Raw genomic sequence first — 4,464 nt, 5'->3', positions numbered from 1 at the left:
AGTTGAGTATTTTCCTAAAGATGTTGACAATGGAGTAGTTGAAAAAGCTTTAAGAACTTTAGATTATCAGTTAATACTTCGACCAACTGTAGTAGCGGATATGCCTAGTAATTCAATTTGGTTTGGTTCAGAAGTAAGTATAAAAGAAGTTAAGTTAGTAGCAGAAAAATTAATTAGTTCAGGTGTGAATATTAAAGCTATTCGACCTTTTAATAAAAAAGTAGAATTCTCTGATTTATTGATTCAAGTGGGAGCTGACCCAGAGGTAAAAAATAGACCGTCTTTAACATTAGAGGAAATTAGGGGAAAATCTAGTTTTACTAGAAATGATTAATTCAACAATTAATAATTGTAAGCATTTCCTGCGGATGCTGCACAAACAGTGGCCAGCTATTAGCTATCAGTTATTAATTTTGAGCAAGGTTATTTCAGTTATCAGTTATCAGTTATTAGTTATCAGTACGTCTGCAATAAGGAGGCTTGAAATACGGAATTCTCTTTTTTTATCCCCTTAAAAGGGGAGGCTTTAGACCACGATTTTTTGGTAAAAGCAACCTTTGAAATTGAGAAATAATAAAAGTTACTGCCAAATTTTCCTTTCTAAACCTTAGAAGTAGTTATTCATTAACTAATTAGGGCTTGCTGATAAAATCTAAAACATTTATAGGTAAAGATTTTAGCTTTTTTCGCTGTAACTTTTTTTCGCTGTAATACCAATTTTAAAAAAGAATGTTACGAATAATAAGTGGGATAAAAAGATTTTGTAGGAAATGTCCCTTTGATAAAAAAGAGAATTTACGACCTAAAAACTGGTATTGAAGTAATTTATTCTGACTCCTGACTCCTGACTCCTGACTCCTAAAAAAATCCAGCCATTTCCACCAACTCTACACAAACTTGATTCAAAAATTCCCGGTCTACTTGCTCTGGTAATTCAGTTTTTATCTCTTTAATCTCATCAAACAAATCATCAGCTAATCTTTTCACATCCTCATAAATAACATCCCCATTTCTAATAGATCATAAATACTCTGCATCTCCCACTTTTTTCCGATTCACATAAAGTACCCCCTCCCGCAAAATTTCTATTCCCATTCTTAACAACCGAATACAATGACTCATATGTTTTGCATCATATCCACACTTCTTTTCTAACTCCTTCCGTTGCAAATTTCTACCTTTATTCCAACTACAATAAGCTTCCCATTGACTTAAACCTTGCCGATAAGCTTGAGTTAAGTGCAACAGATGAATAAAATCGTTTTTTGCTCGGGTATATTCTTGCACTTTTGGTAATAATGCCTCAGAAATTGGATGCTGTTTGAGAATCGCTTTATAATCAATTTTTTCTAATAGCAAATCTCGTAGTTGCTGAGTTGGTTCTAAAAATTCTATGCAATCTCTAACCAACATATAAAGGAATTCCATAAAAGCATTAACCTCTGATTTTGTTAAAGGTCGATAGCTATTTTCATTCAGTCCAAAATCTTGAGGTTCTGGCTTTTTTGCTGGAGGATTTAATAGCCATTTTCTATGAGTTTCCACCCGCTTAATTTGAGAGTAAGCATAACCCGCAAAAGAAGCTCTAATTTTCTGGGAAATAAATGCCTGACGATAGGAAATTAGCTTTTTTCCCACTGGCGATAAATGCAAGTAAAATTCTGAATCTAACCAGAGAGTTTCTAATATATTGGGATTGTTGTTATAGACCAAGGTTAGAAACTTTCTTAACTCATAAACCACACAATCTTTGACATTATCTAATACTGGATATAAACCTGTTCCTGGTTCATCCCAACCTTGGTCTTTTTGTTCAAAAGATTTGAAGCCTAAATAATAATCTTTCGGTGCAATAAAAACTCCTTTATAATCACAGTCTGATGAAGGTGTGGAAGTACCGTAAGCTTGAGAACCTGTGAGGGCGAGTAATATTAATCCTGATTCTACTGTTTTTCTATTCATCTCTAAATTAAGTCAGAAATAAAAATTCAAAAGCCAAAAGTCAAAAGTTATATCAGAAGACTTAAAATTTTTTTCATAGCTTTTTCTCTGGGCGATCGCTTCGTGTATTACTTATATTACTAATGTAGTATAAAATTGATATTTTTGCCAGAAAGATGTCAAGTGGCTGTTGTGATAGTGCAATTTTCTACTATTGCGTATATCAAAATAGTAATGAATATATTTTTTATTTCTGATTTTTAATAAATAGAGTGATTTTTGTTGACTGACTGCTCAGAGTAGTTGGATGAGAGCGCAAATGACTCCAAGTTCAGAACTCATAGGGGTTTTACTCTACTATTGCGTATATCAAAATAGTAATGAATATATTTTTTATTTCTGATTTTTAATAACTAGAGTGATTTTTGTTGGCTGACTACTCAGAGTAGTTGGATGAGAGTGCAAATGACTCCAAGTCCAGAACTCATAGGGGTTTTACTCTACTATTGCGTATGTCGCAACAGTGATTAATATATTTTTTATTTCTGATTTATAATTTTTCATAAGGGGCAGGCTTACCGAAAAATTGGGTTTAAAGCCTCCCCCTTTGAGAGGGACTTTGTGCTATGCTTAAAAAAGTGGAAAGGTGTTCAACCGCTGTGTTTTGGAAGTTTACTTTACTAAATTAATTAATTCAAATTAAATAAATATCTAAATCAGAAACTAAAATCTTTTTTTTCAATTCAAATTAATTAATCAGAAACCAAAATTATTTCTAATTCAAACCAACTCATAAGCAATTCTTATCTAGAAAAAATTCCGGCTCGAATTTTTCAAACGATAACAATTACTTATCAATCCTGACTCGCGATCGCCTAAATCGGGCCTTCCTTAAAAGAACGGTTTGTTCATAGACTTTGCATTTACGTTCAAACCAACGGCCTTCTTTATTTTTCCAAGCTCCGCCGAGAACGATCAGCTCAAAACTATCCCAATCAAAACCAGGTTCCCTCCTCTCGGCTCTATCCAGGCATTCGCCACGGTGTCTATCGAGCCTTTGATGGATTTGCACCCCAAAAATAGGATAGATGCTCCGAAACTTCCTTACTGGACTTTCAGAACATCTATACTCATTTGATAGGTGTCGCTGTACTTGTCGAGTTGATAGACGACGACAAGTCGCGACCCTTCCTTGACTGGCTCCGTAGGCTAAAAAACCTTCAGAAACCCCCAAATTGACTCCAGCTTTCCAAAGTACCCGCGCCAGGTTTTTCGCAGGGAGGTGTACTAAGTCATTTGGGGCTAAAGTTTTTGGCACTAGCCCGTTGAGCCTTTTTCGATGTTGACTTTTTCTTCTATCTAATAGATATTTAATTTCTGCTCTCTCGATCGCTTGCTGATGAGCAGCATATCTAGATTTTCTTTGAACCTCCTGTAACTCAATTTCAGTGGCGAGCATAGGTAAGTGATGATTAGCTATATCGCTAATATCTTCAATCTCAGCAACGCCTCCATCGAACTTTTCCTCTATTCTGGCTGCTAAGTTGTGGGATGAAGTATAATAGATGGTTGCAATCCCTTTTCGAGTTTTGCAGCTTCGCCACAACGGAGATTTCCGCCAAAGCCATCTCCTCAAAGTACTGACACTAATTTGTAGCTCCTGCGCACATTCAGCTAAATCAATAACAGCTTTCCCGCTGCCTTGGCGATCGTAAAACCGACAATACAGCCACAAAGCCAAGGGGTTTTTATAATGTGTGTAAAGTGCGACAGGAAAAAGAATTCCTGCTGGGGGGTGAGGAGCTACTCCAAAGGTCATTTCAAGCAATTCCTCCGCAAATCTCGGTATAGCCAGCGCAGCGCAACTGCCACAGTTCGGGCGTTGCATAACTTGGCAAACTTTGCGCCTTTGACTGTGGGGCGTAACTTTTCAGAAATTTCCTGATACTTGGCCTCTATCTGCTTGCCTATTTCTGAAGTTAATTTATTGCCTTTGGCTACCACCGAATAACACCACAAATAAAGTTCGGTCCTGGCCAGTTTTGACCCGGACTTAGCAAATTTCTGGACATCCCCAGAGCTTCTCTCTTCTTGGCCATATCCCAGTCTTCTCTTAAAGGCCCCTTGCGTAACAAATCTTTCTAAAGGGTAAATCCGGCTCAAAAGCATAGCTCTGGACATTAAGCCAAAACCATAGTCATCAAAAACTAAATTATACTGAGTAAATTCTGGAGAAAAAATCAACTGAAGAAGTTCCTCTCTGATGTGAAACTCAAAAAGATGATTGTTACAAATTTCCAATGCCAAATGCTTCGTGAAATCTGATATTTCTATTCCATACTTAGCAGCTACACTATTTTCATAAAGAGAGTTGTAAAAAGTTGCTCCCCTGGAAGTAATATCATGTCCGGATGATTAGGTATAATAAAACTAAGGGGAGCGATCGCCATAAAGTAGGAGTAAGTAATGCCGAAGTTAGTCACGATTGAAAACCACTTAACAGTAGAACAGTTAGATCAAAGA

Annotated in this window: 5 protein-coding genes; 1 reads left to right on the top strand and 4 read right to left on the bottom strand. The window is 36.4% G+C overall.

The genetic code is table 11. The annotated features are described in order from the left end of the window. Positions 1-334, top strand: a 334-nt coding sequence (locus tag F6K54_RS40975) for a hypothetical protein (protein ID WP_293090227.1), incomplete at its 5' end; no start/stop codon positions are given. Between the two features lie 524 nt (positions 335-858). On the opposite strand, the gene F6K54_RS40970 is transcribed toward F6K54_RS40975, so the two are convergent. The 4 genes from F6K54_RS40970 to F6K54_RS40955 all read right to left on the bottom strand — a co-directional run bounded on the left by F6K54_RS40970 (position 859) and on the right by F6K54_RS40955 (position 4,242). Further along, the gene (locus F6K54_RS40970; protein WP_293090225.1) at positions 859-987 is read right to left on the bottom strand and encodes a hypothetical protein; all 129 of its coding nucleotides are present in this window, start codon (positions 985-987) and stop codon (positions 859-861) included. 33 nt (positions 988-1,020) lie between these two features. Continuing rightward, positions 1,021-1,962, bottom strand: a complete 942-nt coding sequence (locus F6K54_RS40965) for a DNA polymerase beta superfamily protein (protein WP_293090223.1) — start codon at positions 1,960-1,962, stop codon at positions 1,021-1,023. 826 nt (positions 1,963-2,788) lie between these two features. Beyond that, entirely contained in the window at positions 2,789-3,760 is a 972-nt protein-coding gene (locus tag F6K54_RS40960) for a hypothetical protein (RefSeq protein ID WP_293090221.1), read from the bottom strand. After that, entirely contained in the window at positions 3,757-4,242 is a 486-nt protein-coding gene (locus F6K54_RS40955; RefSeq protein ID WP_293090219.1) for a hypothetical protein, read from the bottom strand. Before F6K54_RS40955 ends, F6K54_RS40960 begins: the two co-directional genes overlap by 4 nt. Positions 4,243-4,464: the final 222 nt, after the last annotated feature.

The organism is Okeania sp. SIO3B5 (genome assembly GCF_010692555.1).
Classification (GTDB): domain Bacteria; phylum Cyanobacteriota; class Cyanobacteriia; order Cyanobacteriales; family Microcoleaceae; genus Okeania.
The sequence above is the reverse complement of the archived record's forward strand: the minus strand, read 5'-3'. Positions and strand labels throughout refer to the sequence as shown.

Bases quoted from the DNA above. Each gene is read 5' to 3' on its own strand.
- F6K54_RS40965 (WP_293090223.1), bottom strand. From the start codon at position 1,962: ATGAATAGAAAAACAGTAGAATCAGGATTAATATTACTCGCCCTCACA.
- F6K54_RS40960 (WP_293090221.1), bottom strand. From the start codon at position 3,760: ATGACCTTTGGAGTAGCTCCTCACCCCCCAGCAGGAATTCTTTTTCCT.